22 protein-coding genes, 2 tRNA genes and 1 pseudogene are annotated in these 26599 nt (G+C 73.9%); 14 read left to right on the top strand and 11 right to left on the bottom strand.

Annotated elements, in window-relative coordinates; genetic code table 11:
* Positions 1-58 precede the first annotated feature (58 nt).
* The gene (locus tag ACFWUY_RS00695) at positions 59-1468 is read right to left on the bottom strand and encodes an ATP-binding protein (protein WP_384100433.1); all 1410 of its coding nucleotides are present in this window, start codon (positions 1466-1468) and stop codon (positions 59-61) included.
* The gene (locus tag ACFWUY_RS00690; protein WP_384100431.1) at positions 1465-2196 is read right to left on the bottom strand and encodes a response regulator transcription factor; all 732 of its coding nucleotides are present in this window, start codon (positions 2194-2196) and stop codon (positions 1465-1467) included. Before ACFWUY_RS00690 ends, ACFWUY_RS00695 begins: the two co-directional genes overlap by 4 nt.
* Before the next feature lie 77 nt (positions 2197-2273).
* On the opposite strand from ACFWUY_RS00690, the gene ACFWUY_RS00685 reads away from it, so the two are divergent.
* Complete coding sequence (locus ACFWUY_RS00685) at positions 2274-2876, top strand: hypothetical protein (RefSeq protein ID WP_384100429.1); 603 nt, start codon at positions 2274-2276, stop codon at positions 2874-2876.
* A 51-nt stretch (positions 2877-2927) separates the two neighbouring features.
* Here the strand turns inward: ACFWUY_RS00685 and ACFWUY_RS00680 are convergent, their stop codons facing one another.
* The gene (locus tag ACFWUY_RS00680) at positions 2928-3794 is read right to left on the bottom strand and encodes a spermidine synthase (protein WP_384100428.1); all 867 of its coding nucleotides are present in this window, start codon (positions 3792-3794) and stop codon (positions 2928-2930) included.
* A 57-nt stretch (positions 3795-3851) separates the two neighbouring features.
* A complete protein-coding gene (locus tag ACFWUY_RS00675) occupies positions 3852-4295 on the bottom strand; it encodes a hypothetical protein (protein ID WP_384100426.1) in 444 nt (147 codons plus the stop codon).
* A gap of 229 nt (positions 4296-4524) precedes the next feature.
* Between ACFWUY_RS00675 and ACFWUY_RS00670 the strand changes: the two genes are divergently transcribed.
* The gene (locus ACFWUY_RS00670) at positions 4525-5811 is read left to right on the top strand and encodes a tetratricopeptide repeat protein (RefSeq protein WP_384100424.1); all 1287 of its coding nucleotides are present in this window, start codon (positions 4525-4527) and stop codon (positions 5809-5811) included.
* A gap of 13 nt (positions 5812-5824) precedes the next feature.
* Here the strand turns inward: ACFWUY_RS00670 and ACFWUY_RS00665 are convergent, their stop codons facing one another.
* Positions 5825-6421 (bottom strand): histidine phosphatase family protein, encoded by a 597-nt coding sequence (locus tag ACFWUY_RS00665; RefSeq protein ID WP_384100422.1) that lies wholly within the window; start codon positions 6419-6421, stop codon positions 5825-5827.
* Between the two features lie 135 nt (positions 6422-6556).
* Between ACFWUY_RS00665 and ACFWUY_RS00660 the strand changes: the two are divergent.
* The 8 genes and pseudogenes from ACFWUY_RS00660 to ACFWUY_RS00625 form a co-directional block, all read left to right on the top strand.
* A pseudogene (locus ACFWUY_RS00660) lies at positions 6557-7022 on the top strand (phosphatase PAP2 family protein); the annotation flags it as partial.
* A complete protein-coding gene (locus ACFWUY_RS00655) occupies positions 6958-8088 on the top strand; it encodes a hypothetical protein (protein ID WP_384100420.1) in 1131 nt (376 codons plus the stop codon). The pseudogene ACFWUY_RS00660 and the gene ACFWUY_RS00655, both read left to right, overlap by 65 nt.
* Complete coding sequence (locus ACFWUY_RS00650) at positions 8079-9668, top strand: hypothetical protein (protein ID WP_384100418.1); 1590 nt, start codon at positions 8079-8081, stop codon at positions 9666-9668. Before ACFWUY_RS00655 ends, ACFWUY_RS00650 begins: the two co-directional genes overlap by 10 nt.
* Positions 9665-10999, top strand: coding sequence for an AAA family ATPase (locus tag ACFWUY_RS00645; protein WP_384100416.1), 1335 nt, complete (start codon positions 9665-9667; stop codon positions 10997-10999). The genes ACFWUY_RS00650 and ACFWUY_RS00645 overlap by 4 nt, the downstream gene beginning before the upstream one ends.
* Before the next feature lie 178 nt (positions 11000-11177).
* Entirely contained in the window at positions 11178-11705 is a 528-nt protein-coding gene (locus ACFWUY_RS00640; RefSeq protein ID WP_384100414.1) for a TetR/AcrR family transcriptional regulator C-terminal domain-containing protein, read from the top strand.
* A gap of 134 nt (positions 11706-11839) precedes the next feature.
* Positions 11840-12196 carry a hypothetical protein gene (locus ACFWUY_RS00635; RefSeq protein ID WP_384100412.1) on the top strand — a complete coding sequence of 119 codons (357 nt, stop codon included), beginning with the start codon at positions 11840-11842 and terminating at the stop codon, positions 12194-12196.
* Positions 12197-12441: 245 nt separating this feature from the next.
* Positions 12442-13095 (top strand): hypothetical protein, encoded by a 654-nt coding sequence (locus ACFWUY_RS00630; RefSeq protein ID WP_384100410.1) that lies wholly within the window; start codon positions 12442-12444, stop codon positions 13093-13095.
* A tRNA-Lys gene (locus tag ACFWUY_RS00625) sits at positions 13086-13159 on the top strand. The genes ACFWUY_RS00630 and ACFWUY_RS00625 overlap by 10 nt, the downstream gene beginning before the upstream one ends.
* 81 nt (positions 13160-13240) lie before the next feature.
* Here the strand turns inward: ACFWUY_RS00625 and ACFWUY_RS00620 are convergent.
* Positions 13241-14524, bottom strand: a complete 1284-nt coding sequence (locus ACFWUY_RS00620; protein WP_384100408.1) for a M6 family metalloprotease domain-containing protein — start codon at positions 14522-14524, stop codon at positions 13241-13243.
* A 326-nt stretch (positions 14525-14850) separates the two neighbouring features.
* Here ACFWUY_RS00620 and ACFWUY_RS00615 point away from each other — a divergent pair, with 326 nt between their 5' ends.
* Entirely contained in the window at positions 14851-16821 is a 1971-nt protein-coding gene (locus ACFWUY_RS00615) for a putative bifunctional diguanylate cyclase/phosphodiesterase (protein ID WP_384100407.1), read from the top strand.
* A 151-nt stretch (positions 16822-16972) separates the two neighbouring features.
* On the opposite strand, the gene ACFWUY_RS00610 is transcribed toward ACFWUY_RS00615, so the two are convergent.
* Positions 16973-18658, bottom strand: a complete 1686-nt coding sequence (locus ACFWUY_RS00610; protein ID WP_384100405.1) for a glycosyl hydrolase family 18 protein — start codon at positions 18656-18658, stop codon at positions 16973-16975.
* Positions 18659-18983: 325 nt separating this feature from the next.
* Entirely contained in the window at positions 18984-20087 is a 1104-nt protein-coding gene (locus ACFWUY_RS00605; RefSeq protein ID WP_384100403.1) for an LLM class flavin-dependent oxidoreductase, read from the bottom strand.
* A 379-nt stretch (positions 20088-20466) separates the two neighbouring features.
* Here ACFWUY_RS00605 and ACFWUY_RS00600 point away from each other — a divergent pair, with 379 nt between their 5' ends.
* Both ACFWUY_RS00600 and ACFWUY_RS00595 read left to right on the top strand, forming a co-directional pair.
* Positions 20467-21225 (top strand): IclR family transcriptional regulator, encoded by a 759-nt coding sequence (locus ACFWUY_RS00600; RefSeq protein ID WP_384100401.1) that lies wholly within the window; start codon positions 20467-20469, stop codon positions 21223-21225.
* Between the two features lie 150 nt (positions 21226-21375).
* Positions 21376-21449 (top strand) — tRNA-Lys (locus tag ACFWUY_RS00595).
* Between the two features lie 52 nt (positions 21450-21501).
* Here ACFWUY_RS00595 and ACFWUY_RS00590 read toward each other — a convergent pair.
* Positions 21502-22164, bottom strand: a complete 663-nt coding sequence (locus ACFWUY_RS00590) for a response regulator (protein ID WP_384100399.1) — start codon at positions 22162-22164, stop codon at positions 21502-21504.
* Positions 22095-23399: a sensor domain-containing protein gene (locus tag ACFWUY_RS00585; RefSeq protein ID WP_384100397.1), complete on the bottom strand. Its 1305-nt coding sequence runs from the start codon at positions 23397-23399 to the stop codon at positions 22095-22097. Before ACFWUY_RS00585 ends, ACFWUY_RS00590 begins: the two co-directional genes overlap by 70 nt.
* A gap of 375 nt (positions 23400-23774) precedes the next feature.
* On the opposite strand from ACFWUY_RS00585, the gene ACFWUY_RS00580 reads away from it, so the two are divergent.
* The gene (locus tag ACFWUY_RS00580) at positions 23775-24854 is read left to right on the top strand and encodes a serine hydrolase domain-containing protein (protein WP_384100395.1); all 1080 of its coding nucleotides are present in this window, start codon (positions 23775-23777) and stop codon (positions 24852-24854) included.
* Positions 24855-24924: 70 nt separating this feature from the next.
* Here the strand turns inward: ACFWUY_RS00580 and ACFWUY_RS00575 are convergent, their stop codons facing one another.
* A complete protein-coding gene (locus ACFWUY_RS00575; RefSeq protein WP_384100393.1) occupies positions 24925-26589 on the bottom strand; it encodes an AMP-binding protein in 1665 nt (554 codons plus the stop codon).
* Positions 26590-26599: the final 10 nt, after the last annotated feature.

Here is a 26599-nt window from a genome sequence, read left to right as displayed (position 1 = left end):
TCCTTAGGCTCCGCTTAAGGAAGGCATCGGAACCACGAAAGGTTCGCCTCCCCGCGGCTCACGCGCCGACGGCCCTGCGGATGCCCTTGCCCCCGCGTCGGCGGCGGGCGGGGCGTCGGTCCCGGCGTCCCGTCGCGCCGCCCGTGCGGCGCCCGTCGAGGCCGATCCAGACCCGGACCTCCGTACCGCCGAGGACCGAGTGGCCGATGCGGACGTCGCCGCCGGTGGTCTCCGCCATCCGCCGCACGATGTCGAGGCCGAGGCCCGTGGAGCCGTCCCGGCCGCCGCTGTTGCCGCGGGCCAGGGCGGCGGCCGGGTCGGCGATGCCGGGGCCCGCGTCGGAGACCAGGACGATGACGGCGTCGTCGCCGTTGTGGAGGTCGATCGAGAAGGCGGTGCCCTCGGGGGTGTGCCGGAAGACGTTGCCGAGCAGGGCGTCGAGCGCGGCGACGAGTTCGGGGCGGGCGACCGGGATGCGGACCGGGCGCTCGACGCCCGCGACCCGTACCCGGCGGTCCTCGTCCTCGGCGAGCGCCGACCAGAACCCCATCCGCTCGCGGACCACTTCGGCGGCGTCGCAGCCGGCGCCGGGGCCTGTCGCCTGGGTCTGCGGCTTCGCGTCGCGGGCCGTGCGGATGATGATGTCGACCTCGCGCTCCAGCTGCTCGACGGCGGCGCGGGTCTGTTCGGCGGCCGGGCCCGAGCCGAGCGAGGCCGCGTTGAGCCGGAGCACGGTGAGCGGGGTGCGCAGCCGGTGGGAGAGGTCGGCGGCCAGTTCCCGCTCGTTGGCGAGCAGTTGCACGACCTGATCGGCCATGGAGTTGAACGCGACGGCCGCCGACTTGAGTTCGGGCGGCCCCTCCTCGGGGACACGCGCGCCGAGCCTGCCCTCGCCGAGGTCGTGGGCGGCGCCCGCGAGCCGCTGGGCGGGCCGGACCATCCGGACGCCGAGCCGGTCGGCGACGGCGACGGAGCCGACGATCAGGGCGATGCCGACTCCGGCGAGGACCAGCCAGGCGGTGGCGACGCCGTTGGACACCTCGCCCTCGGGGACGAAGAGTTCGACGACGGCGACCTGGCCGCTGCTGAGGGCGGTGGGCTGGAGCAGCGCGAAGCCGCCGGGGACCTCGGCGATGGAGGCCCGGCCGAGCCGGCGGGTGGTCGCGAGGTCCTCCTCGCCGGCCCGCCGGGTGCCGATCTCCACGGCGGTGGCGCCGGGTTCGCCGGCGGGCACGTGGACGGCGAGCCGGCCGGCGGCCCCGTCCTCGGTGGTGGCGACGGCCTTGTCGAGTTCGTCGCGGTCGGTGGTGATGGCGAGGACGGGGGCGAGCCCGGCGGCCCGCCGTTCGGCGTTGGAGAAGGCCCGGTCGCGGGCCATCTCCTTGACGACGAGCCCGAGGGGGACGGCGAAGGCGACGACGACCATGGCGGTGACGGCGAGCGACACCTTGACGAGCGCCCATCTCACGGCCGCGGCTCCGACGGCCGCTCCGGCGCCGCTTCGGGCTCCCGGGGCGGTTCCAGCTTCACGCCGACACCGCGCAGGGTGTGGAGGTAGCGGGGACTGGCGGCCTTTTCACCCAATTTACGCCGGAGCCATGACAAATGTACGTCGATGGTCTGGTCGTCCCCGTAGGACTGCTGCCACACCTCGGCGAGCAGCTCCTTGCGCGGGACGACGACGCCGGGCCGCCCGGCGAGGAAGGCGAGGAGGTCGAACTCGCGCCGGGTCAGGTCGAGGGGCGCCCCGTCGAGCTCCGCCTGACGGCGCAGCGGGTCGACGGTGAGCCCGCCGACCCGGATCACCCGGGACGGCGGCAGTTCGCCCGCGGCGGCCCGCGCCCTGCGCAGGACGGCGGCCATCCGGGCCGAGAGGTGGTCGACCGAGAAGGGCTTCACGAGGTAGTCGTCGGCCCCGGCGTGGAGGAGCCGTACGATCTCGGCCTCGTCGTCCCGGGCGGTCGCGATGATCACCGGTACGTCGGTGATCCCGCGCAGCATCTTGAGCGCCTCGGACCCGTCCAGGTCGGGCAGTCCGAGGTCGAGGATGACCACGTCGAAACGGAAATGGGCGACCTCGCGCAACGCCTCAAGAGCCGTTCCGACGCTCCGTACCGTGTGGGAGGCCTCGGACAGCTGCCGGATGAGGGCGGAGCGCACGAACTGGTCGTCCTCGACCACGAGCACACTTGCCATGGGCGGCACCGTACGCCATTCGGGTGGTCGCAGGTATGGACCACCCTCCGGTACGGGCCCGCCGGGGGTGGTGCAGTATGGCCCCGATGCGAAGAGGACTCGTTCACGCCCTGGCCTGGTCGCTCGCCACCGGCGCGGCGGTCACCCTGTCCTGGTGGGGAGTGCACACGGTGCTGTCCGGCACGGTGTACGACCCTCCTCGCGCGCTGCCCCTCCCGGCCGGGAGCAGCGGCGAAGCGGTCTCCGCCGGCAGCGATCCGCTGACCTCCTCGACCCGGTGGCCCGGCACCACCGAGCCCTCCACGCCCTCCGCGCCCGCGACGACGGCGAAGCCCACGCCGAGCGGTGGCCGCACGACCCCGGCCCCGCCCGCGGCGACCCCCTCCCGGACGGCGAGGCCCACCACGGCGGCACCCCCGGCCGCCACCCCGCCCGGCTCCGGCTCGGACAGCTCGCGTGTGAAGACCTACACGGTCGACGGCGGCCGGGTCACCTTCGACCTCGGGGAGACCTCGGCCGAACTGGTCTCGGCGACGCCCGCCTCCGGCTGGCAGATGCAGGTGTGGAAGCAGCCGGCCTGGATCCGGGTCACCTTCACCGCGGACGGCCGCGAACTGTCCGTCTTCTGCGTCTGGCACGACACGGCGCCCCGCGTCGAGATCGAGGACCGGCAGGCGTAGGCGGCGTCCGGGATCCGGCGTCCGGGATCCGGGGTCCTGGGTCCGGGGCCCTCAGCGGAAGGCGGACGCGGGCGGCGCGGGCGAGGGCTTGGCGCTCGCGTCGGTGACCGGCACCGCTCCCCCGGTGAAGTCGGCGAGCGCCCGCCCGTGTTCGACGCGTCCCGGGTGCGGGTCGGTGGCGACCCGGCGGGTCAGCTCGGCCACCGGCAGCTCCCGGTCCGAGGCGAGCAGCACCGCGTTGCCGAAGCGGCGGCCGCGCAGCACCGTCGGGTCGGCGGTCAGCGCGAGCTCGGGGAAGACGGCGGCGGCCGTGGCGATCTGGCCGCGCAGATGGGTCAGTGGCGGTCCGTCGGCGAGGTTGGCCGCGTAGAAGCCGCCGGGCCGCAGCACCCGGCGCACCTCGGCGAGGAACTCGGTGCTGGTCAGATGGGCCGGAGTGCGGGCCCCGCCGAACACGTCGGCGATGACCAGGTCGGCCCAGCCGTCCTGGACCTTGGCGAGGCCTTCGCGGGCGTCGGTGGAGCGGACCCGGACGCGGGCCCCGGCGTCCAGCGGCAGTTCCCTGCGGACGAGCTGGACGAGGCGGGCGTCGAGTTCCACGATCTGCTGGGTGGAACGGGGCCGGGTCGCGGCGACGTACCGGGCGAGGGTGAAGGCGCCGCCGCCGAGGTGGACGACCTGGAGCGGCCGGTTCGGCGGGGCGGCGAGGTCGGCGATGTGGCCGAGGCGCCGCTGGTACTCGAAGGAGAGGTGGGCCGGGTCGTCGAGGTCCACGTGGGACTGCGGGGCGCCGTCGATGAGGAGCGTCCAGGCGCGGGGGCGTTCCCGGTCGGGTATGAGTTCGGCGAGTCCGCCGTCGACGGTCTCGGCGACGGGGGCGGCGGCCGCCGCCCGCTCGCGCTGCTTGTTCCTGGCCACGGGCCCATTATCCGGGCAGTCGCGGCGGCACCGCCCGCGCGTGGGCCCGGCGGGGGCTCAGTGGCAGCCGTCGGCCGCCTCGATGAGCCTGGCCGCCTCGCCGAGCGCCTCCCGGAGGACGACGGGGTCGGTGACGGGATCGGTGTCCCCCGGCGGCAGCAGCCAGCCGGCCGGGCGGGGCGCGTCGCCCGCCGGTTCGGGCAGTTCCGGCAGCTCGGGGAGGCGCAGGCCGCGCCCCGAGGTCCGCGTACAGGCGCTGCCCGGCATGTCCCAGGCGGCGGCGGTCCCCGGCGGCACCAGGAAGCCGAGGGTGTCGCAGGCGCCGTCGTGCACCACGGACCCGACGGCGGGGGCGGCGCCGCGCCGCAGGATGTCGACGGCCTCCAGGCCCTGCCGGACGGGGACGGTCACCAGGTCCCAGGGTCCGGCGGCAGGCTTGGGGCCGTCGGTGTCCGGGGCGGGCGCGTTCCACGCAACCGACTGCGATCCGATCTCCGACATGGGGACCCCTCCTCGCTCCTGAGGAGACACGTTCCGTCTCTCCCTTACGGTTCAACGCCCGTGCGCGTCAACGGCTACGGCGCCATGCCGCCGCAAAGGATGGCAGTTCATGGCAGATCGCAGGCGAGATATCCGATTTGTAGCCAAACTCTGCGTACGCGTCCGGTCACAGCAGGTACGTTCCTGTGCTGCCGGACCACCACCCGGCAGCACAGGAGAGGGCTCGGCCATGGCGACGTCACGGGCAGTTCCCAATCTCGCCTTCCGCCGGCTCCGCGGACAGCATTCACCGGCGGAGTTCGCCGCGGCGGTCCGCCGGGCGGCGCGGGAGATCGGCGAACAGGTCGCGTGCGACGCCCGCTACATCGGACGCGTGGAGGCGGGCGAGATCCGCTGCCCCAACTACGCGTACGAGCGGGTCTTCCTGCACATGTTCCCCGGCCTCGGCCTCGCCGACCTGGGGTTCTCCGCGCGGGAGACGGTGCGCGGCCGGCGGCAGGCCGTCCCGGCCGGGACAGCGCCTCCCGCCGCCATCACCACCCGGAACGATGAGGAGAGCGACGTGCTGCGTCGCGCATTCATGACGAGCGGCTCCGCCACCCTGGCGGCCGCCTCGCTGGGACTCGGCGGCCCCGCCGTCGCGATCCCCGCCCCCCGCGGCACCCACCGCGTCGGCGACGCCGAGGTGCGGGCCGTCGAGGACGCCGTACGACAGATCCGTCTGCTCGACGACCGGCACGGCGCCGACGGGCTCTACAAGGTCGCCGCCCAGCCGCTGCGTGCCGCGTACGCGCTGCTCGACACGGGCACCATGACCCGCCGCTCCACCGAGGACCGGCTGCACGCGGGCGCGGGCGAGCTCTCCCTCTCCGTCGGCTGGCTGGCCCACGACTCGGGCCGGCACGAGGACGCGCGCTCGCACTACGCCGAGGCCCTCGCCACCGCGCGCGTGTCGGGGAACGCGGCCCTGGAGGCGCACGCCTTCTGCAACACGTCCTTCCTGGCCCGGGACACCGGCCGGTACCGCGAGGCGGTGCGGGCGGCGCAGGCGGGACTGCGGGCCGCGCAGCCGCTGGACTCGGCCCGGCTGCTCTCGCTGCTCTCGCTGCGGGAGGCGGGCGCGTGGGCGGGGCTCGGCGACCGCTCCGCCTGTGAGCAGGCGCTCGGCCGCGCCCACGGCTTCTTCGACCGGGGCCCGGCCGACGGCGACCCCGAGTGGATGTCGTTCTTCGGGGAGCCGGAGCGGGAGGCCCTGGAGGCCCAGTGCTGGTCGGCCCTCGGCGACTGGGGCCGGGCCGCCCGGCACGCCCACCGGGCCACGGTCCTGCAGAACCCGCACTTCGCCAGGAACCTGGCGCTCTACCGCGCCCACCTCGCCAAGGACCTGGCGCACGCCGGACGCCCGGACGAGGCGGCTGCGGAGGCCAAGCGGGTGGTGGGCTCCCTGGACGGCATCGCCTCGGCCCGGATCCGCGGAATGCTCTCCGAGACCCGCCGGGTGCTCGCCGCGTACTGAGGCCCCCCGGCCGTCACTGCTCCAGGTGGCCGGTGTCGTTCCAGCGTTCGAACGCCGGGGCGCCGTACGCCCAGCCGAGGACGGAGAGGCTCGTCGGGTCGAGGCGGATGCGGGAGGCGAAGGAGACGTCCTCACCGAGCCAGCGGGCGCCGATCGAACGCAGGATGTGCCCGTGGGCGAAGACCAGCACGTCACGGTCGGCGGAGCGGGCCCAGTTCACGATCTCGTCGGCGCGGTCGGACAGCTGTGCCAGGGTCTCCCCGTCGGGGACGCCGTCGCGCCAGATGAACCAGCCCGGCTGGACGGCCTGGATCTCGGGCGGGGTCATCCCCTCGTACGCCCCGTAGTCCCACTCCATGAGCGCGTCCCAGGGTTCGGCCCGGTCGCCGAAGCCGGCCAGGTCGCAGGTCTCGCTCGCGCGGACCAGCGGGCTGGTGCGCACCTCCACGCCGGGCAGTCCCTGCCAGGGGCCGCGGTGGAGGCGCTCGCCGAGCAGCTTCGCGCCGCGCCGCCCCTCGTCGAGCAGCGGGATGTCGGTCCTGCCGGTGTGCCGGCCGAGCAGGGACCACTCGGTCTGGCCGTGACGGGCGAGCAGGATGCGCGGTGCCATGGGAAGGACGCTCCAGAGGTTCACGGTGCGGACGTGCCTCTCCCATCATCGCCCACGTGGATTCGGGGTGACGTCCGGGCAACCCCCCGGCGGCGCCCGGCGTCCACTCCCCGGGGCGATGACCGTCTGGGGGACCTTCTCGACCCGGTCCACGGCTTCACGGACACGAGGGCGCACTTCGGCGCGTACGGCCGGTGGGGCGGCGAGGCCGGCGCGCCGCGCGGGCTCGGCGGTCCGACGAACCAGTAGGCGGCCATGCCCGGCCCGCGCGTCGGCCGGGCGCTGTGGTGCGCGGGGTGATGCTGTGGCGGTACGGGCGGACACCGGTCACGAAGGCGCTCGGGGTGGCGTATCCGCTGCTCACCAGGGTCGTCGTGGTGGGACCGCCCACCACTGTCCGCTCGACGCGGTCGCCGGCGCGGCGGTGATGGGCGCCGGTCTGCTGCCGGCCCCGCACGTGCCGCGGCTCACCGGCCGGCGGCGCGGAACGACGGAAGCGCCTCCGGTTGTCAGTGGCGGATGGGAGACTTCCGCGGGTGAGCGCATCCCTGGACAGCGGTCTGTCACCCACACCGCGGACGACACGTCGACTGCTCGCTGAGCTACGCGGACCGGCCATTCCTCCGCGTCCGCTGGACGCGCGGGCGCTCGCGGCGCTCGCGGCCAACCCCGGCTGCCGGCGGCGGGCCCTCCTCGACGGCGCCGGGGTCGACAAGTCCGTGCTCGCCGCGAGGCTCGGCTCGCCGGCCCCGTTCGGGCAGTCGCAGTTCGCGATCGTGCGGGGCAACTCCTTCGAGGCGAAGGTCAAGGCGGACGGTGGCCGTGAACTGCTGCGCCTGATCGGGGTCGAGGAGCCGGGCACGGTGTCCGTGCCCGATCTGGCGGCGGCCGGACCGGAGGGCCGGGTGGCGCGCACGGCGCTCGCGCTGCGGGAGGCGACCGGGGCCGGGACCTGGGCGCTGCTCGACCATCCCCTGCTCGCCCTGGAGGTGGCGGGCTCGCCGGTGTACCTGGAGCCGGACGCGGTGGTGGTCCGTCCCGACGGCGGCTGGACGGTCGTCGAGATCAAGTCGTTCCCGATGGTCGACGGCGCGGCCGACGCGTCGAAGGTGGGCGCGGCGGCCCGCCAGGCCGCGGTGTACGTCCTTGCCCTGGAGCGGGTGGCGGCCCTCACGGAGGGCGCCCGGGTCGCGCACTCGGTGCTGCTCGTCTGCCCGAAGGACTTCTCGAACATGCCGACGGCGTCGGTCGTCGACGTGCGCAAGCAGCGGTCGGTGACCCGGCGGCAGCTCGCCCGGCTGACCCGCGTCGACGAGATCGCGGAGGCCCTGCCGGAGGGCACGAGCTTCGACGTGGCGGAGCGGTCGGCGGAGGAGCTGACGGCGGCCGTGGAGTCCGTCCCCCATCAGTACGCGCCGGAGTGCCTGGCCGCCTGCGAGCTGGCCTTCCACTGCCGGGGCCGGTCCCGGGAGGCGGGCGCGGTGGAGACCCTGGGTCGTTCGGTACGGGGCGAGTTGGGCGGCCTGACGACGGTCGGCGCGGTCCTCGCGGCGGCGCGCGGCGAGGAGGGCGACCCGGAGGACCCGGCGGTGGCGGCGCTGCGCAGGGCGCGGACGCTGCGCGCGGAGGCGCTGTCCGAGGCCGCGGGGGTGTCGGCATGTCGCTGATCTCCACCCTGGCCCGGATGGAGGCCGTCGAGTCGGGCCGGGCACAGCCCCTGGCGACCGTCCGCCACCGGCGGGTCTCCGAGCGGCCGCTCGTCCTCGTCCCGCTGACGACGGCCGGTGAGGCGGGTGCCCCGCTCGGCGCGCTGGTCGGCACCGACCGCGAGGCGCCCCGGCTCCTGGTGGTGCCCCAACCCCGCGACCGTGACCTGCGGTTCACGTTCCTCGCCGATCTGGCCGAGGAGATCCTGCCGTACGTCGACTCGTTCACGGACGTCGTCGAGGCGGCGGAGAAGAGCGAGGTCGATCCCGAGACCGGCAAGAAGGTGAGGGTCGAGGTCGAACTGTGCGCGGACGCGCCGCAGCTGATCGTGCCGAGCCGGGCCGGCGTCGAGTACGTACGGCTGCTCGGACGCTCCACGCGGTTCCGGCGGACGGCCGAGCAGGATCCGGAGACGCCGTTCCCCGCGCCGCCGCGCGTGCCGCTGCTCGGACGCTGGCTGACGCACTTCGGCGACCGGGCCCGGGTGCCCGGCTCCTCGCTGCTGCTCGCGGCGACCGACCTGCTCAACCGGCACTGGGCGACGGGCCAGTCCTCCCTGGAGGACCAGCACCTGGGCGCGCTGCTCGCCTGGATCGACCCCCACGACGGGGAGCCGGGCGCGGCGGGGGCGCTGCGGGCCGAGACGGGCCGGGACTCCCAGGGGCAGCTGCTCTGCCCGCCGGCCGGCCCGGCCACCGATCCCGCCTTCGACAACAAGCTGCTCGCGCCCGCGATCGAGCGGTACGACCGGGCCCGGCAGGCCTTCGGCGCGGCCGAGGACGGCGAGGCGGCCGACGTCGCACTCGGCGAACTGCACCGGGCCGAGCGGGAGTTGCGCCGCCTCGTCGACTCCCAGCTGAGGCCGACCTGGGACGCGGTCTGGCGGGCGGTCGGCCTGCTGCGGGAGCTGCCGGAGGGCGCCAGGGTCGAGGACCGCTGGACCCGGGACCGCTGGTCCTTCACCGCTCACCGCGACCGGGTCGCGGCCGGCGAGCCGCCGCAGCCGCGCCGGGACGACGCGGTGACGGCGGCCCGCAAGCTCGCGGCCCGCGAGCAGGCCCAGGGTCAGCTGGAGGCGCAGGAGGCCCTCGACGATCCGCTGGTGTTCGCCGGACGGCGGCTCGCGGGCGAGGCGTTCACGGCCGAGGTGGCCGAGGTGACGATGGCGTGGACGGAGTCGAAGCGGCCCGCGCCGCGCCCGCTCCTCACGGTCCGCACGGAGGACCGGCCGCATCTGGCCGAGAAGACGCGGGTGTACCGCTCGCTCGACGGGAAGCCGCAGACGGCGGAGTTCGTGCGGTACGAGGAGGACGGCTCGCTGCTCCTTCGGCTCCTCGACAGGATGGGCCGGTCCAAGGAGCCCGCGGAGGGTTCGGTGCCGGAGAAGGGCGAGGGGATCGCCTGGACGCTGTTCGAGCACGACCAGCGGGTCGGGCCGCAGCTGCCGGACCCGGAGGAGACGCCCTGGACGCACGGCGGTCCGCCCCGGACGGACACCGTGGAACTGCCCGACGCCGTGACCCCCGAGGACGTGCTGTGACCGTGTTCGATCCTTCCGCGGAGGCCGGGCGGGCGACGGACGCCATCCTGGCGGACACCCTGCACGGCACCTCGCGGGGTGTCGTCGTCGACTCCCCGCCCGGTGCCGGGAAGTCGACCCTTGTGGTGCGGGCCGCGCTCGAACTGGCCGCCGCCGGACGCCCCCTCATGGTGGTGGCCCAGACGAACGCGCAGGTCGACGACCTGGTGCTGCGGCTCGCCGAGAAGGAACCCGGGCTCGAGGTGGGCCGGCTGCACTCGAGCGACAGCGACCCGTACGACAAGGCGCTCGACGACCTGGAGAACGTACGGAAGTCCGCGAAGGCCGGTGAGCTGGCCGGGCTTCCGGTGGTGATCTCCACGGCCGCCAAGTGGGGGCACGTGAAGAACGTCGAGCCGTGGGCGCACGCGATCGTCGACGAGGCGTACCAGATGCGCTCGGACGCGCTGCTCGCCGTCGCGGGGCTCTTCGAGCGGGCGCTGTTCGTGGGCGACCCCGGGCAGCTGGACCCGTTCTCGGTGGTGGGCGCGGAGCAGTGGGCCGGACTCTCGTACGACCCGTCGGCGAGCGCGGTCTCCACCCTGCTCGCGCACAACCCGGAACTGCCGCAGCACCGGCTTCCGGTGTCCTGGCGGCTGCCCGCGTCGGCGGCGCCGCTGGTGTCGGACGCCTTCTACCCGTTCACGCCGTTCCGCAGCGGCACCGGACACGGGGACCGGAAGCTGTCCTTCGGTGTGCCGTCGGACGGTTCGGGCCCCGACCGGGTCCTCGACGAGGCGGCGGAGTCGGGCTGGGGCCTGCTCGAACTGCCGGCCCGGCACACCCCGCGCACCGACCCCGAGGCCGTCGGCGCGGTCGCCCTGGTGGTGCGCCGGCTCCTGGACCGGGGCGGGGCGGCGGTCTCGGAGCGCTCGGAGACCCCCGTGCCCCTGACCCCGGACCGGGTCGCCGTCGGCACCGCCCACCGCGACCAGGCGGCGGCGGTCAGGGCGGCGCTCGCGGAGCTCGGCGTGACGGGCGTGACGGTGGACACCGCGAACCGGCTCCAGGGGCGGGAGTACGACGTGACGGTCGTCCTCCACCCGCTGTCCGGACGCCCGGACGCGACGGCCTTCCATCTGGAGACGGGCCGGCTGTGCGTGCTCGCCTCCCGGCACCGGCACGCGTGCGTGGTGGTCTGCCGGGCCGGGGTGGCGGAGCTCCTCGACGAGCATCCGTCGACGGAGCCGGTCCAGCTGGGGGTCGCGGTGTCGTTCCCGGACGGCTGGGAGGCGAACCACGCGGTCCTCTCCCACCTGGAGGAACACCGGGTGAGCTGGAAGCCGTCGTAACCGGGGGCCGGACCGCCGCCTCGACCGGGACCGGACGCCGCCTTGCCCGGACCGGACGCCGTCGTGGCCCGGTCGACGGGCCGTCCGGGCAGCCGGCGGGCCGTCCGGGCAGCCGACCGGCCCGAGTCGTGCCGCGGCCCTCGCCGCCATCGACCGCGAAGGGCTCTCCGCCCTCTCCATGCGCGTCGTCGCCAAGGAACTCGGCATGAGCCCCATGGGGCTCTACCGCTACGTGACCGACCGGGAGGAACTGGAAGGGCTCGTGGCCGAACGCGTCCTCGGCTCCGTCGACACCACCCCGCCGGACACGGACGCCCCCTGGCGCGAGCGGATCGAGGTCATGGCCGGCCGGCTGCGCGACGGCGTCGCCGAGCACCCGGAGGCCATCCCCCTCACGCTCGCCCACCGGCACCGCGCGACCGGCGGTCTCCGCTGGTCGGAGACCGTGCTGGGAATCCTGACCGAGGCGGGAGTCGGCGGCGAGCAGCGCGTCGTCGCCCTGCGCGCGCTCCACGGCTACATCACCGGAGCGATCCAGCTCGAACACCTGGGACCGCTCGCCGGCGCGGGCACGGCGGTCATCGCCGCGCTCCCGGAGGACCGCTTCCCCCATCTGACCGAGACCGCGCGCGACGCCCGCGGGGTGCCCCGGGACCAGGAGTTCTTCGGCGGCCTCCGCCTGCTCCTGCGCGGTCTCGACGGCTGACGCCAGGGCCGGCCGGGGGGCGGGGAAGCTCTACGGGGGCGCGCGGCAGAAGCGACGCGCTCTTGCGCGACGCGGGACAATGAAAGAGACGGCCCGGGGCTCCGGGCCGTGCCTGTGCGAGGAGGAGACGAACGATGGCGGAACCCGCGGAACGGAGCGGACAGCGGCGGCTCAGGCCGGCTCCGCTGATCTTCGAGCCTGCCGAGGCGACCGCCGATCCGGAGCACTTCTTCGACCTGGAGTCGATAGAGGACCCGCGCGAGCTGCTGACCCGCGCGACGGAGCTGACGCTCGCGTTCCGCGCGGCGACGGACCGGGCGACCGAGTTCCAGGCGATCGCGGCGGCGCAGCTCGCGGATCCGCGCCGGTTCGACCGGCTGACGGCGGCGGACGTCGCGGAGCGGGCGCAGTGGACCGAGGACTACGCCCGGAAGATGATCGAGTTCGGCCGCGGCCTGATCCGGACGGACGGACGCCCGGCGGAGGAGTAGACCGGGAGCGGCGGACCGGGAGCGAGGGGCCGGGAGTCGCGGACCGGGCGGCGACGGCGGGCGCGGCGACGGGCAGCGGCGGCCGGCGCGGCGGTGAGGCAGGGGCCTGCGGCGCGGCGGTGGGCAGCGGCCGCCGACCTGCCGCCTGGCATATGCGGGCCGCACGATACTCCTCACCCGCCCCTCTTGTCCGGGATTCGCGAACCCTCGGCGCTCGTCGCGTCACTCCCGGTAGACCTGAAGTCATGACGACGACGTGGCTGCGCGAAGAGACCTCTCACGAGACCTCGCACGACATCTCGCACGACATCTTCCGGTTCCTCCGGGAGGGTGACGAGGGTCGGCACCAGACGGCCCGGGTGACCGCCGACGGGGCCGCCTGGCTCGCCTCGGCCGCCGGGGGCCGCGGGACCGCCCTCACCCGCTGGGAGTCCCGGCCGGCCTCACCCGCCGTACTGCCCTGCGGGACGGTCTTCGACGTCGTCAACGTGGACCCGGTCTTCGGGCGGCGGATGCTGGACCGTCTGTGGACGGAGGGCCCGGGGTCGGGGCCCGTCGCCGTGCACCGGGGCCGGATGATGCTGTTCGCCGCGCCCGGCACGGCTCAGCGGCTGCCGGCCCTGCTCGACTGGGAGGAATGGGGAGAGGCGGTTCCCCGGCCGCTCTGTCACGGGGTCGGGGACGCGGTGACCGTGCCGCCGCTGGCGCCTTCCGGCCCCTCCGGCCCCCACTGGCTGGTGGCCCCCGACACCCGGCACCCCTGGCTGCCGGGACCCGAGGTCATGCTCTGGGCCTGCGTGCGGGCCGTCCGGACGCTCTCCGCCGCCGACGTGCGGGTATCGATTTTTCCTCCCGCCGATCCGGGTGCTAATGTCTACGACGTCAGCAGGCGCCGCTAGCTCAGTTGGTTAGAGCAGCTGACTCTTAATCAGCGGGTCCGGGGTTCGAGTCCCTGGCGGCGCACAGACGGAAGAAGCCCCTCGCGGAAGCGAGGGGCTTCTTCGTGCTCAAGGCCCTTTCCGGGCCTTTCCGGGCTTCTTCCGGTCAGTCGACGGCGGGCGGAGTGATCCTGACCGTCCAGCCGTCCGTCTCGGTGCGGTCCATGACCTCGACCCGGATCCCGGTCCCCGGCACCGTGAGGGTCTCGCCCTCCTCCAGCGGGGCGTCCGCGAGCGGCGGGTAGACGGAGCGCTCCCAGCAGGCGTCGGTGCGCGGGTGCGCGTCGACGACCTCGACCGGGCCGTCACCGGAGGCGGCGGTGGCCCGCACCCGGTAGATCAGCACGCCCTCGGTGCAGGTGTCGGCGTTGTTGCCCGCGTCGGTCCTGGCCTCGACGGCCAGGACGCTGTCGGGGCCGGTGCGGACCACCGCGAGCCGGGTGCCGAGCGTGCCGCCCGCCGTCGGCGGCGGGGCGTCGGTCGGCTCAAGACCGACCACCCGGGGGGCGGCGCCCTGGACGCAGGTCACCTGGGCGGCGGAGAGCCATCCGAGCTTCCACTTGTGCCAGCCGAAGAGGTCCGGGGAGAGTCCGAACTGGCTGCCCATGACGTCCCAGTCACCCACATGGGTGTCCCAGTCGCCCTTGCCGTCCTCCGGCCGGTGGTAGAGGTCCGGCAGGTCGAAGACATGGCCGGTCTCGTGGGCGAGCACGTTGCGGTCGGGCGGATGCCGCTCGAAGACGGTGACGACCCGCTTGATCTCGGTGCCGTCGACCTCCAGAGGGCGTTCGAGGTTGACCACCTTGGTCGCGTCGGAGTCCACGCCGGGCGCGTCCGGGTCGGCGACCAGGTAGACGATGTCGTACCGGGAGAAGTCGACGCTCGCGTCGGCGGCCGCGACCGCGTCCCGGAGGTAGGTGGCGCGCTGGCCGGCGTCCCAGTCACGCCGTATGTCGTACGCGCTCGACTCCCGGGGCATCGGGGTCCAGACGCGCTGGAGGTGCGGGCGCAGGGTGAAGCGCCCGTAGGAGGCGCGCGAGAAGTACTCGCTGGTGGCGGGGAAGTGGTCGGCCGCGAGTTCGGCCGGTGCGGTGAGCGGCTCGGAGTCCGGGAAGGACAGGAAGATCATGACCGCGTCGAGGGTGCGGTCGGGGCGCGGGTACGACCTGTTCCAGGTGTCGAGGCCGAGCGAGTGATGGACCGCGCTGCGGGGCAGGGCGCAGGGGCTCTCCGAGGGCGCGCCGACGGCGGGCCCTGCGACGAGCCCGGTGGCGGCCAGGGCGGCGAGCGAGGTGAAGGCCGCCGCGCCGGCACGCAGCCGCGAGCGTTCCACTCCCCCGGGTGGCTGCTGACCCCTCACGTGGACCTCCGGATCGGGAATGCGGGACACGCCACCCACCTTGTGATGATTTGCGGCATTTCGCATGTTTCCGCTGCCCCGGTCGGGTGAGGGCCCGCCACGGGGGCGACGCGACACGAGCGCGCTTCAGCTCACGGAAAGTCACATTCGGTCACGATGCCATCGACCCGTGTCAGACCCGCACAGAAACGATCGTGCAGGGTGCGTCGGTGGGCAGCCTCACAGTGCCGGAGGCTCCCCGGAGGCGCCCCGGAGCTGGAAGGCTCCCCCGCGCTGGCTCTATGATCGGCTCACTCTTCCTCGGCCGACCGTCCCGACCACATGCGACCGGCCCGACTGCACTACGGGAGCGAGCGGTGAGCGGAACCCCCGAAGGACCGGTGCACCCAGAGCCGCCGGAGAAGCACGCGGCGGAGACCGCTCTCACGGAGCGTCACGCCGCCGCACTCCGCGACTACCGTGCCGCTTTCCGGATCGCCCAGCTCGCCATGGCCGTCGTCGACCAGGACGGGATCGTCGTCGCGGCCAACGACTCCTTCTGCACCCTCCTCGGCACCGAGGCCGGTGCGCTCCGCGAGCAGGTCGCCTCCGACCTCGTCGACCTCGCGTCCGACGGGCGCACCTGGCACGCGTACCGCGAGGTGCTGCGCGGCCGCCGCTCCCGCTTCCGCTGCACGCGCCGCCTCAAGCACCCCGACGGGCGCTCGCTGTGGGCCGAGGTCACCGTCGCCCCCGTGCCCGACAGCCGGCGCGTCCTGCTGTCGATCGCGGACATCAGCGACCGCCGCGAGCTCCAGGCGCGGCTCCGCCACCTCCAGATGCACGACCCGGTGACCCGGCTGCCCAACCGCGCGCTGTTCTTCGAGCGCCTCTCCGCCGCCCTGGAGGCCTCGGCCCAGGACGCCGAGGACGCCATGGACACCCAGGACTCCATGGGCGCTGCGGGTGCCGTGGGTGCCACGGCGGCCGTGGGCGCCGAGAAGCCGGAGGAGGCCGGGAGTGCCGGGAGCACCGGCCGCGCGGGCGACGCCGGAACGAAAGATGCGGTCAGCTCTTCGTACGAGTCCTACGGGTATGGCAGAACAGGGCGGATCGGTCTCTGCTACCTCGACCTCGACGGGTTCAAGGCGGTCAACGACACCCTCGGCCACCGCGTCGGCGACCGGCTCCTCGCCGCCGTCGCCGGACGTCTGACGGAGTGCGCGGACAGCGACGGCCACACCCGCGGCGGCGGCCATCTGGTGGCGCGGCTCGGCGGGGACGAGTTCGCGATCCTGGTCGAGGACTCCACCGGCACGGAGCAACTCGCCGACCTGGCGCGCTCGGTGCTCGACGCGCTCCAGGACCCCTTCGACCTGGCCGGCCAGCGGCTCTCGGTCTCCGCCTCGATCGGCGTGGTCGAGCGCTCCGGGAACGGGACGACCGCGACGGCCCTGATGCAGGCCGCGGACACCACGCTGTACTGGGCGAAGGCGGACGGCAAGGCCCGCTGGACCCTCTTCGACCCCGAGCGCAACGCGCACCGGATGACCCGGCAGGCGCTCTCCTCCACCCTGCGGCCCGCCGTGGAGCGCGGGGAGTTCGGCCTGGAGTACCAGCCGCTCGTGGACCTCGCGGACGGGGCCGTGCGCGGGGTGGAGGCGCTGGTGCGCTGGAACCACCCGCAGTTCGGCCCACTGGCGCCGAATCGGTTCATCGGAATCGCCGAGGAGGACGGCTCCATCGTGGAGCTGGGGCGGTGGGTGCTGCGCACCGCCTGCCGACAGGCCCGTCAGTGGCAGCAGGACCATCCGTGCGAACGCCCGATCTTCGTGAGCGTCAACGTGGCGGTCCGCCAGGTCTGGGACTCCGACCTGGTCGCGGACGTGGCCGGCATCCTCGCCGAGACCGGGCTCGCCCCGCACCTGCTCCAGCTGGAGCTGACGGAGTCCGCCGTGATGGGCTCGGCCGGCCGGCCGCTCCAGGCGCTCCAGGCGCTGAGCGACATGGGGGTGCGGATCGCGATCGACGACTTCGGCACCGGCTACTCGAACCTGGCCTATCTGAGCCGGCTGCCGGTCTCGGTGCTCAAGCTGGACGGATCGTTCGTGCGCGGCTTCCAGGACGAGGAGCACGCCAACCCGGCGGACGAGCTGATCGTCGAGGCGCTCGTCCAGCTCGCGCACCGGCTCGGTCTCACGGTCACCGCGGAGTGCGTCGAGACCTCGGGGCAGGCGAGCCGGCTGCGCCGGATCGGCTGCGACACGGGGCAGGGCTGGCTGTACTCGCGGGCGGTGGCCCCGGACCGCATCGCCGAGCTGATCGGCGCGGAGCCGCTGCGGGTGTGACTTCGCGGGGAGGGTCCGGAGGAAGGGTTCACGGGGGCGGTCCACGGATCTCACGGGCATGGAACTGCCCCCGGCCGGGGGGACGTCCCGGGCGGGGGCAGCGGTTCATGCGGGGTTCAGCGGTTCATCCGGAGTTTCGCGGGTCAGGCCCTCAGCAGGCGCCGAGGTCCTTCCAGACGCCCCACTCGCCGGTCGTGCCCGGCGTCTCGTTCTGGGTCCACCACTGGGCCTTGTACTTGCGGCCGTTGTGGGAGACCTCGTTGCCCGCGTTGTAGACCGTGCCGGCCACGTACGCCGGGACCGAGCCGCAGCCCGTGGCCGGCGGCGTCGTCGGAGGCGTGGTCGGAGGAGTCGTCGGCGGGGTGGTGGGCGGCGTCGTGGGCGGGGTGGTGGTGGCGCCGAGTGCCGTGTTGATCTGGGTCAGCAGGGTGGCGCTGTTGTCCAGGCCGAGGAGCGAGTACATCATCGCGCCGGCCAGACCGCGCTGCTTGCCGTAGTCCACCCGGGCCTGGATGGACTTCTGGTTCAGGCCGGTGAAGAACTCGCCGTCCTTGTAGAAGTACGAGGACTTGGACTGGTCGTCCCAGAAGGTGGTCGCGGCGTTGTCGACGATGCCGCCGAGCTCCTTGTAGTGCGCGATGCCGGCCTGCTGGCTGAGCGGGCGGGCGTTGGAGCCGCCGGTGGCGGTCTGCGCGAGGCCGTTGGTCGTTCCGGCCGGGACGCCCTTCCAGCCGCGGTAGTAGAACTCGTAGCCCAGGGTCAGCTTGTTCGCGGGGAAGCCGCCCGCGATGCCGTACGCCGGGTTGCCGTCGATCCAGGAGTCGATGGCCGCGTCGATGCTGTACTTCTCGGTGCCCGGCGCGATCGGGTCGGTCGGGTCGTTCGTGGAGGGGAACAGCGGGGACTGGTGGTACGTCGGCCCGTCGCCGTCCCAGGCGCCGTGCATGTCGTACGTCATGATGTTGGCGTAGTCCAAGTACTGGCCGATCTTGTCGGTCTCGATGTACTTGATCTTGTCCTGGCCGGCCGGGAGGGCCGAGGTCAGCAGGTACTTCTTGCCGCCGTTGGCCGCGCCGTGCGCGTCGAGCTGCTTGCGGAACTCGGCGAGGAGCAGGGTGAAGTTCTGCTTGTCCTCGGGTCCGTAGTGGTTGCCCAGGTGGCCGCCGGAGGAGCCGGGGTACTCCCAGTCGATGTCGATGCCGTCGAAGATGCCGGCCGCCGTGCCCGCGCCGCCGAAGCCGCCCTCGACCGGCAGGTTGCCCTTGATGTACTGGTCGATGCAGGAGGAGACGAGCTTCTTGCGGCTCGCGTCCGTCTTCGCCGCGTCGTGGAAGTACTTGGAGTACGTCCAGCCGCCGAGCGAGATGTTGATCTTCAGGTGGGGGTACTTCGCCTTCAGCTCCTTGAACTGGTTGAAGACGCCCACGATCGGCTGGTCCCACTTGTCGGCGACGCCGTCGACGCTGTCCGCCGCGGAGAAGGACTTCTGGTAGTCGGCGTACGAGTCGCCGGCACCGTCACCCGCGTTGGGGTTGTTGTCGTCACCCGCGGCCTTGTTGGCCATGAAACAGGTGAGGTTGGTGGGGTGGATGTTGCCGAACGAGTAGTTGATGACGTCCAGCTGGCTCGCGATGCCCCGGGTGTCGAGGTGCTTGGGGTAGAACGCGTTGCCGTAGACGCTCCACTGGTCGTAGTACGCGATGCGCACGTTGCCCGCAGAGGCAGTGGCCGTCGTGTCGGCCGCCTGGGCGGAGCCGAGGCCGACGGTCGCCGCGAGGGCGCCGCCGACGAGGGCCGAGCTGAGGAGCGCGGCGATCAATGGCTTACGGGGGTGCACGTGCGGCCTCCATCAAGGGGGGTGTGGGGGTGGTGCCGTACTGGGGTTGGAGCAGTGATAACCGGCACGTGAACAGTGCGTCAATGGTCTGAACCAGATTGAGGACTAGACCAATTCGCGAGAGAAAGGCCTTGTCAGAGGGGCGCAGCACAAAACGGAACCGCCCGCCACCATCGGTGACGAGCGGTTTAAGGTTCACTTAGGGGTGGTGTGAGAGGGACGGGCGAACGAACCAGCCGACCTCGGAGATCAGGGATTTCACCGGGCCGCCCCCGGCCCGGAACACCCCGGCGCGCGTACCGCGCCTTCGGACCGCACCTCCGGGCTACGCCTCCGGGACCTCGGGCAGCTCCTCCGGGGCCTCCGGCAGCTCCGGGAGTCCGTACGCGTCCGCGATGAGCTCGTAGCTCCGCAGCCGCGCCTCCCCGCCGTGCGCGTTCGCCGTGATCATCAGCTCGTCCGCGCCCGTCCGCTTCCGCAGGTCGTCCAGACCCGTGCGGACCTCGTCCGGGGTGCCGTACACGACGTTCGCCAGCCAGCCGTCCACGAACTCCCGCTCGGCGGGGCTGAATCCGTACGCCGCCGCCTCCTCCGGCGTCGGGATGAGCCCCGGCCGGCCGGTGCGCAGCCGCAGCATCGACAGCGCGCCCGTGAGGACCTGGCGGCGGGCCTGCTCCGCCTCCTCGGCGGCGAGGGCCGAGACGCCGATCATCGCGTAGGGGGCGTCGAGGTGCTCCGAGGGGCGGAAGGAGTCCCGGTAGAGGTCGAGCGCCGGGATGGTGTTCCTGGCCGAGAAGTGGTGGGCGAAGGCGAAGGGCAGCCCGAGCAGACCGGCGAGGCGGGCGCTGAAGCCGGAGGAGCCGAGCAGCCAGATCGGCGGACGCCCCTTCGGACCCTGCACCGGCCCGGGGACGGCGTGGATCCGGGCGTACCGGTGGCCGTCCGGGAAGTCGTCGTCGAGGAAGCGGGTCAGCTCGGCGAGCTGCTCCGGGAAGTCGTCGGCGCCCTCGTTCAGGGTGTCGCTGCGCCGCAGGGCGGCGGCCGTGGCCCCGTCGGTGCCGGGCGCGCGGCCGAGGCCGAGGTCGATCCGGCCCGGGGCGAAGGCCTCCAGGGTGCCGAACTGCTCGGCGATGACGAGCGGGGCGTGGTTGGGCAGCATGACGCCGCCCGAGCCGAGGCGGATGCGCCGGGTGTGGGCGGCGAGGTGGGCGAGGATCACCGCCGGCGAGGAGGAGGCGACACCGGGCATGGAGTGGTGTTCGGCCACCCAGTGCCGGTGGAAGCCGCGCCGCTCGGCGAGCCGGCTGAGCTCGACGCTGGTGGCCAGCGCCTGGGTCGCGGTCCTTCCGCTGCCGACGGTCACCAGGTCCAGTACGGACAGCGGTACGGGCGCGGCCCCCCGCGCCTCTCCTCGAATAGCGTCGGTCACCTTCGGGACTCTCCTCGGCACGCGTGCGGGCATATCGTCAGCGGCATAACAGGAGGCTGTCTCCGTTTATTCCGATGGTTCTCGGCCACCGACCGGGCCTCCCGCGCGCGCCTGTCCGGGAAATCCCCCGTTCCCCGAAGATCCCCCGGAGGTTCTCCAGGGGCCTTCCCGGGGTCGAACGCCCGGGCGAACACCCTCGCACACGGCCCTGACCTCAGACTCTCGCGAACACTCATGACCATGGCATATGCCAGAGTGGCGCGCCCCAGCACAGAGCCCGGATGCCCCGCATCATTCTCGCCAACAGCCGCCCCGCAAACGGCGCTTGGCGGCTATCGTGGTACGAAAGCTTGCGGTCACAACCTGGTAGGGGGAAACCGTGGCGCTGAAGCCCGAGCCCACCGCGCCGTTCCACTCGGTGCAATACGCCCTGCGCGTCCTCGAGACGATCTCGCGGCACGGTGGCGGAGTGACAGACGTCCAGATCGCGCGCGAGGCCGGCCTGCCCGCCGCCCACCTCTCCTCGCTGCTCCTCATGCTCCGCCGCGAGGGGTACGTCGAACAGGTCGCCGACGGCGCGTACGTGATCGGGGACTCCCTCGTCCTCCTCGGCTCCGGCATGACCCGCCGCGAGGCCCTGGAGGCCAAGCTCCAGGAGACCCTCACCGAGCTCCGCGACTCCGTCGGCGCGGCGGTCTACATCAGCCGGTACATCGACGGCGAGGTGAAGATCACCCAGTTCGCCGACGGCCCGCGCACGCCCAAGGTCAACGAATGGGTGGACTTCCGCTCGGCGGCGCACGCCAGCGCGGTCGGCAAGTGCCTGCTCACCCAGCTCGACCAGAACGGACGGCGGGACCACCTCTCCCGGCACAAGATCGCCCGGCTGACCTCCCGGACGATCACCAGCGAGCGGATCCTCTTCTCCAAGCTCGACAGCCAGCCGCCGACCGTCCCCGTGCTCGACCTCCAGGAGTACGCGGTGGGCACGGTCTGCGCCGCCGTCCCGCTGACGGCGGGCTCCGCCGTCGGCTGCCTGGCCCTCTCCCTGCCGATCGAGCACGCCCACCGGCTGCGCTCGGCGGCCGACACGCTGAACCGCGGGGCCGCGCCCGTGGTGCTCTCACTGGCGATCTGAGACCGGTCCGGCGGCGTGGCCGGGGACATCCCGGGGAATCCGCGACCGGTCCGGCGCCCTGGTCAGGACCACTCCACGGAATCCGCGGCCGGTCCGACGGCGTGGTCAGAAGCACCCCGCGGGACCAGGTAGTATTTTCTCTGTCAGCAGGCGCCGCTAGCTCAGTTGGTTAGAGCAGCTGACTCTTAATCAGCGGGTCCGGGGTTCGAGTCCCTGGCGGCGCACAGACGGAAGAAGCCCCTCGCGGAAGCGGGGGGCTTCTTCGTGTCCCCGTCCTCATGCCCTGAGGTAGGTGAGGACGGCGAGGACCCGGCGGTGGGTGTCGTCGGCCGGGGGCAGGTCCAGCTTCGCCAGGATGTTGCCGATGTGCTTGCCGACGGCCGCCTCGGTCACGACCAGGTGGCGGGCGATCGCCCCGTTCGAACGGCCCTCCGCGACGAGCCCGAGCACCTCGCGCTCGCGCGGGGTCAGCGCCTCCAGTGGATCGCGGTGCCGGCGAAGGAGCTGCCGTACGACCTCGGGGTCGACGACCGTCCCGCCGTCCGCGACCCGGGCCAGGGCGTCCAGGAACTCCTCCACCTGCCCCACCCGGTCCTTGAGCAGATAGCCGACGCCGGTGCCGTCGCCCGCGTCGAGCAGGTCGGCGGCGTAGCTGCGCTGCACGTACTGGCTGAGCACGAGGACCGGCAGGGAGGGCCGCCCGGCGCGGAGCGCCACCGCCGCGCGCAGCCCCTCGTCCTGGAAACCGGGCGGCATCCGGACATCGGTGACGACGATGTCCGGATCATGGGCGGCGACCGCCTCGCGCAGGGCCTCGGCGTCACCGACGGCCGCGACGACCTCGTGCCCGAAACGGGCCAGGAGCCCGATCAGCCCCTCCCGGAGGAGGACGCTGTCCTCGGCGAGGACGACGCGGAGCTTTCGGTCGGTACGGGACACGGGATCTCCACTCGCAGGAGGGTCGGCCCGCCCTTCGGGCTCATGATCGTCAGTGTGCCATCGAGGACGGCGAGCCGGTCGGCGAGGCCCGTCAGACCACTGCCCCCGGCCGGGTCCGCCGCGCCCCGCCCGTCGTCCTCGACGTCGAGCCGCAGGACGCCGTCCGTGTGCCGGGCGGTGATCCGCGCCCGGCGGGCGCCGCTGTGCTTGCCGATGTTGGCGAGGGCCTCGCAGCCGGCGAAGTAACCCGCGCTCTCGACGGACGCCGGAAGCCGGGGCAGCTCGATGTCGGTGGCGACGGGTACGGCGGACCGGTCGGCGGCGTCGACCAGGGCCGGACCGAGCCCGTAGTCCGCGAGGACCTGCGGGTGGATGCCGTGGATGAGCTCGCGCAGCTCGGTCAGGACCTGGCCGGCCTCCGTGTGCGCCTTCGCCAGCTGCTCGGCGAGCGGGCCCGGCGGGGCGTCGAGCCGGGCCAGGCCGAGGGTCATGGTGAGGGCGACCAGGCGTTGCTGGGCGCCGTCGTGCAGATCGCGCTCGATCCGTCGCCGCTCGGCCTCGAAGGCGTCGACGAGACGGGCCCGGGAGGCGATGACCTCACCGATCCCGCCGTCCCGCGCCTCCGTGTCGCGCGGGGCGAGCAGGGCGCGGGCGAGGGCGGCGCGGGCCCCGGCGACGGCGGCGAGGGGGTGGACGAGCGCGACGAGGAGGAGGGCGCCGAGGAGGGCGGCGCCGAAGGCCTCCGGATAGGAGGTGACCAGGTACGCCTTGACGACCTTGGCCTCCTGGCCGTCCACCGCCAGCTGGAGCGGGGTGCCGAGGAGCGCGAGCGGCAGGCCGACGCCGACGGCGAGCGCGAGGAGGTCGAGCGGCCACAGGACGGTGGCGAGGAGCAGGGCGTACGCGAGCTCCCGCCAGGTCGCCTGCTCCCCCGCCCGCAGCCGGAGCCAGGCGGCGAGACCGGGCGAGGCGGGGACGCGGTGCGGGTCGGGGGCGGGGTCCAGGTCGACGAGCCGGAGCCGCAGCCGCTCGATGCCGCCGACGGCGGGCCCGGAGAGCAGGAGCAACGGCAGCCCGACGAGGAACAGCGAGAACACGCCGAGCACGAGGAACACGAGGCAGGCGACACCCCCGAGGACTCCGCCGGTGGCGAGGAACCCGACGGTCCGCCACGGCCAGGAGCTGCGGAGGAAGCGGGGGCGGGTGAGTGCCTGCCAGGGGTTACGGGGGTCCATGAGCGCCCACGGTAGGCGGGGCGGAGCGGCGGGGCCATGGGGCTGGGGGGCGGGGCGGGGGTGGGGCGGGAACTACCTCGGCGGGGAGTGCGGGGCTACCTCGGCGGGGAAGGCAGGGGGGATCTCGGCGGGAGGGGCGGGGCTACTGGCCGGGTGAAGGCGGAGCGCGGCCGGAGGAAGCCGGGGCGCGGCCGGAGGAAGGCGCGGCCGCGGGGCGCGCGGTGCCCGCCCACGCCCCCGAGGGACGGCTCAGGGCGAGCTCCGGGGCGGCTCGGGGTGATCACCGATGATCAAGGGGCGGTGTGGGGGCGAAAGTTGGGTCAGCGCCAGTACCGCGCCGACCCGAGCCGCACGCACCGTTCCCAGGAGGCCACGATGACCACTCGCCCCCGTACCGCCCGCCGTGTCACCGTCACCGGCATGGCACTGGCGGCGCTCGCCACCGGTCTGGCCGCCGCCCCCGCGGCCACGGCCGCGCCCAGCGCGTTCGCCGCCCATGACTCACCCGGCACCCACGATCCGGCCGCGGTGAGGGCGCTCCTGTCCACCCTGCCCGACGAGGTGACGGACGCGGCCCTGGTGCGGGTGGCCGACCGGGGCACGCGCACCCCGGACACCGGGACGGCCGGGCCGGTGGAGGCGGGCGCGCGCTTCCCCGTGGGCAGCGTGACCAAGGTCTTCACCGACGCCGTGGTGCTCCAGCTGGTCGCCGAGCGCCGGATCGACATCGACGAGCCCGTACGCCGCCACCTGCCCGAGCTGATCCCGGCCGCTTACGACGGTGTGACGGTACGCCAGCTCCTGGACCACACCAGCGACCTGCCCCGCCCGGCCCGGGTTCCGCTCGACCCGCGGGGGGTGGTGGCCGCCTCCTTCGAAGCGGACGCCGTCGGCCGCCCCGGCCGCGTCCCGGCTCCCGGAACCGTCCAGCAGTACAACGGGCTGAACAGCTTCGTCGCCGGGCTGCTCGTGGAGCGGGTCACCGGCCGCACCTTCGCCCGGGAGCTCGACCGGCGGATCGTCCGGCCGCTGGGCCTGCGTCACACCGCGCTCTCCGAGGACCCGGCGATCGCCTGGGCCTGGTCGGAGGGAGGGCTGACGTCCACCGCGGCCGACCTCGACGCGTTCCTGAAGGCCCTGCTGGGCGGGCGGCTCCTTCCTCCGGTCCAGCAGCGGCACCTCTTCGAGGTGCCCCATGTGCCCGGCGCCCACGAGAACACCAGCTGCCCCACGGCGGCGGCCTGTTTCAGTGCCGGCGGGCTGATGGGAATCGAGCTGAACGGAACCATGATCTGGGGCAAGACCGGTTCCAGCGGCGGCTGGACCAGCGGCGTCTTCGCACGCACCGAGCACCACCGGCGGACGGTCTACACCCTGCGGCCCCGCTCTCTGGCCACCCCGCAACAGCAGCGCGCCCGTGTCGAGGCGGTGGTCGGGGCGGCTCTCATACCTTAGGGAACGCGTTTCCGGATCTTGGATGCCGTCGGCGTGGACCGCTCGGCCGGTCCGCGTGACCGGCCCGGCGTTACGGGAAAGGGGTGCGGCCGTGATGGGTGTACGCGGCTCGAAGGGCCGTGGTGGCCGCCGGGGTGAGGGGTTCGTACGGGGCGGCCGGGGTGGGGCGCCACCAGATCGGGTCGGGGCAGAGGAAGGACTCCCGGCGGAGGGCCACGCGCTGGATCTTGTTCGTGGCCGTGAGGGGCAGCTCCGCCATCACCCGTACGAAGCGCGGCGGCATCTTCGTGCCCAGGTCCGCCTGCGCGGCGAGGAAGGCCCCGAACTCCACCGGGTCGAAGACGGTTCCCTCGCGGAGGGCGAGCGCCGCCATCACCTGGTCCCCTGCCACCGGGTCCGGGATCGCGTAGACCGCGACTCCCGCCGCCCGGTCCCAGCGGGCGAGGATGTGCTCGATCATCGCCGCCGCCAGGTTCTCGCTGTCGACCCGCAGCCGGTCGTCCGTGCGGCCCGCGAAGTAGAGGAAGCCGTCCGCGTCCCGGTAGAAGAGGTCGCCCGTCCAGTACCAGCCGTCGCGCAGCCTGGCCGCCTCCGCCTCCGGGTTGCGCCAGTAGCCCTCGAAGGGCGAGCGCCCCCGGTTGACGAGTTCACCGACCGCTTCGGAGGCGTTGAGGAGCCGGCCGGTGGGCGAGAAGCCGGCCGGGGCGCATTCCCGGCCGGTCTCGGGGTCGATGACCGCCAGGTCGTCACCCGGTGCGGGCCGGCCGATCGCCCCCTCCGGGGTGTCCGGGGTCCGCCGGATCGCGGCGCCGCCCTCGGAGGAGCCGTACCCCTCGACGAGCGGCACCCCGAAGCGTTCCCGAAAGCGGGCGGCGTCCACGGCCCCCGCCTCCGTACCGAAGCCGAGGCGCAGCGGGTGCGCGCGGTCGTCGGGTCCCGGCGGGGTGGCCAGCAGGTACTGCACTGCCCGGCCCACGTAGGTGAAGTAGGTGGCGCCGAAGCGGCGTACGTCCGGCAGGAAGCGGGAGGCGGAGAAGCGGGCCCGTAGGGCCACCCCCGCCCCGGCGGTGAGCGCGGGCGCCCAGTCGGCGATCACGGCGTTGCCGTGGAACATCGGCATGCAGATGTAGTGGACGTCGTCCGGGCGGACGGAGAAGTGGGCGGCGAGCGAGGCTCCGGCGGCGGCGAGGCGTCCCTGGCTGCAGAGCGCGGCCTTCGGGGCCCCCGTCGAGCCGGAGGTGAAGGAGAGCAGGAAGCAGCTGTCGGGGCGTGCGGGACGGAGGGTGGCGTCACCCGGGCGGGCGCTCCCGTACGGGAGGAGGAGGTCCCGGTAGGCGTCGGTGTCGGTGACCAGGAGGCGGACGCCGGGCAGCGGCAGGCCGTCGAGGAGGGGGAGGTGGGCGCGCTGGGTGACCAGGACCCGGCATGCGGTGTGCTGGATGTCCCGGGCGAGTTCGGCGCCGCGCCGGGTCGGGTTGATCCCGGCGACGGCGGCCCCCGCGAGGGCCGCCGCGCCGAGCCAGAGCGGGTACTCCGGCGTGTTGTCGAGCAGGATGCCGAGGTGCGGCTCGCCCCCCGGCAGGGGTGGCAACAGGTCCACGAGCAGTGCGGCCCGCGCGGCGGCGCCGGCGGCGACCTGGTGGTGGGTGAGGGTGTGGTGCTCGTCCCTCAGGCCGATCCGATGGTCGCCCCATTGGCGTCGTACGAGCTCCGCGACGGTGTCCGCACCCCTCATGGGCCGGACT

The organism is Streptomyces sp. NPDC058664 (assembly GCF_042716635.1).
In the GTDB taxonomy this organism is placed as follows: Bacteria; Actinomycetota; Actinomycetes; order Streptomycetales; family Streptomycetaceae; genus Streptomyces.
The sequence above is the reverse complement of the archived record's forward strand: the minus strand, read 5'-3'. Positions and strand labels throughout refer to the sequence as shown.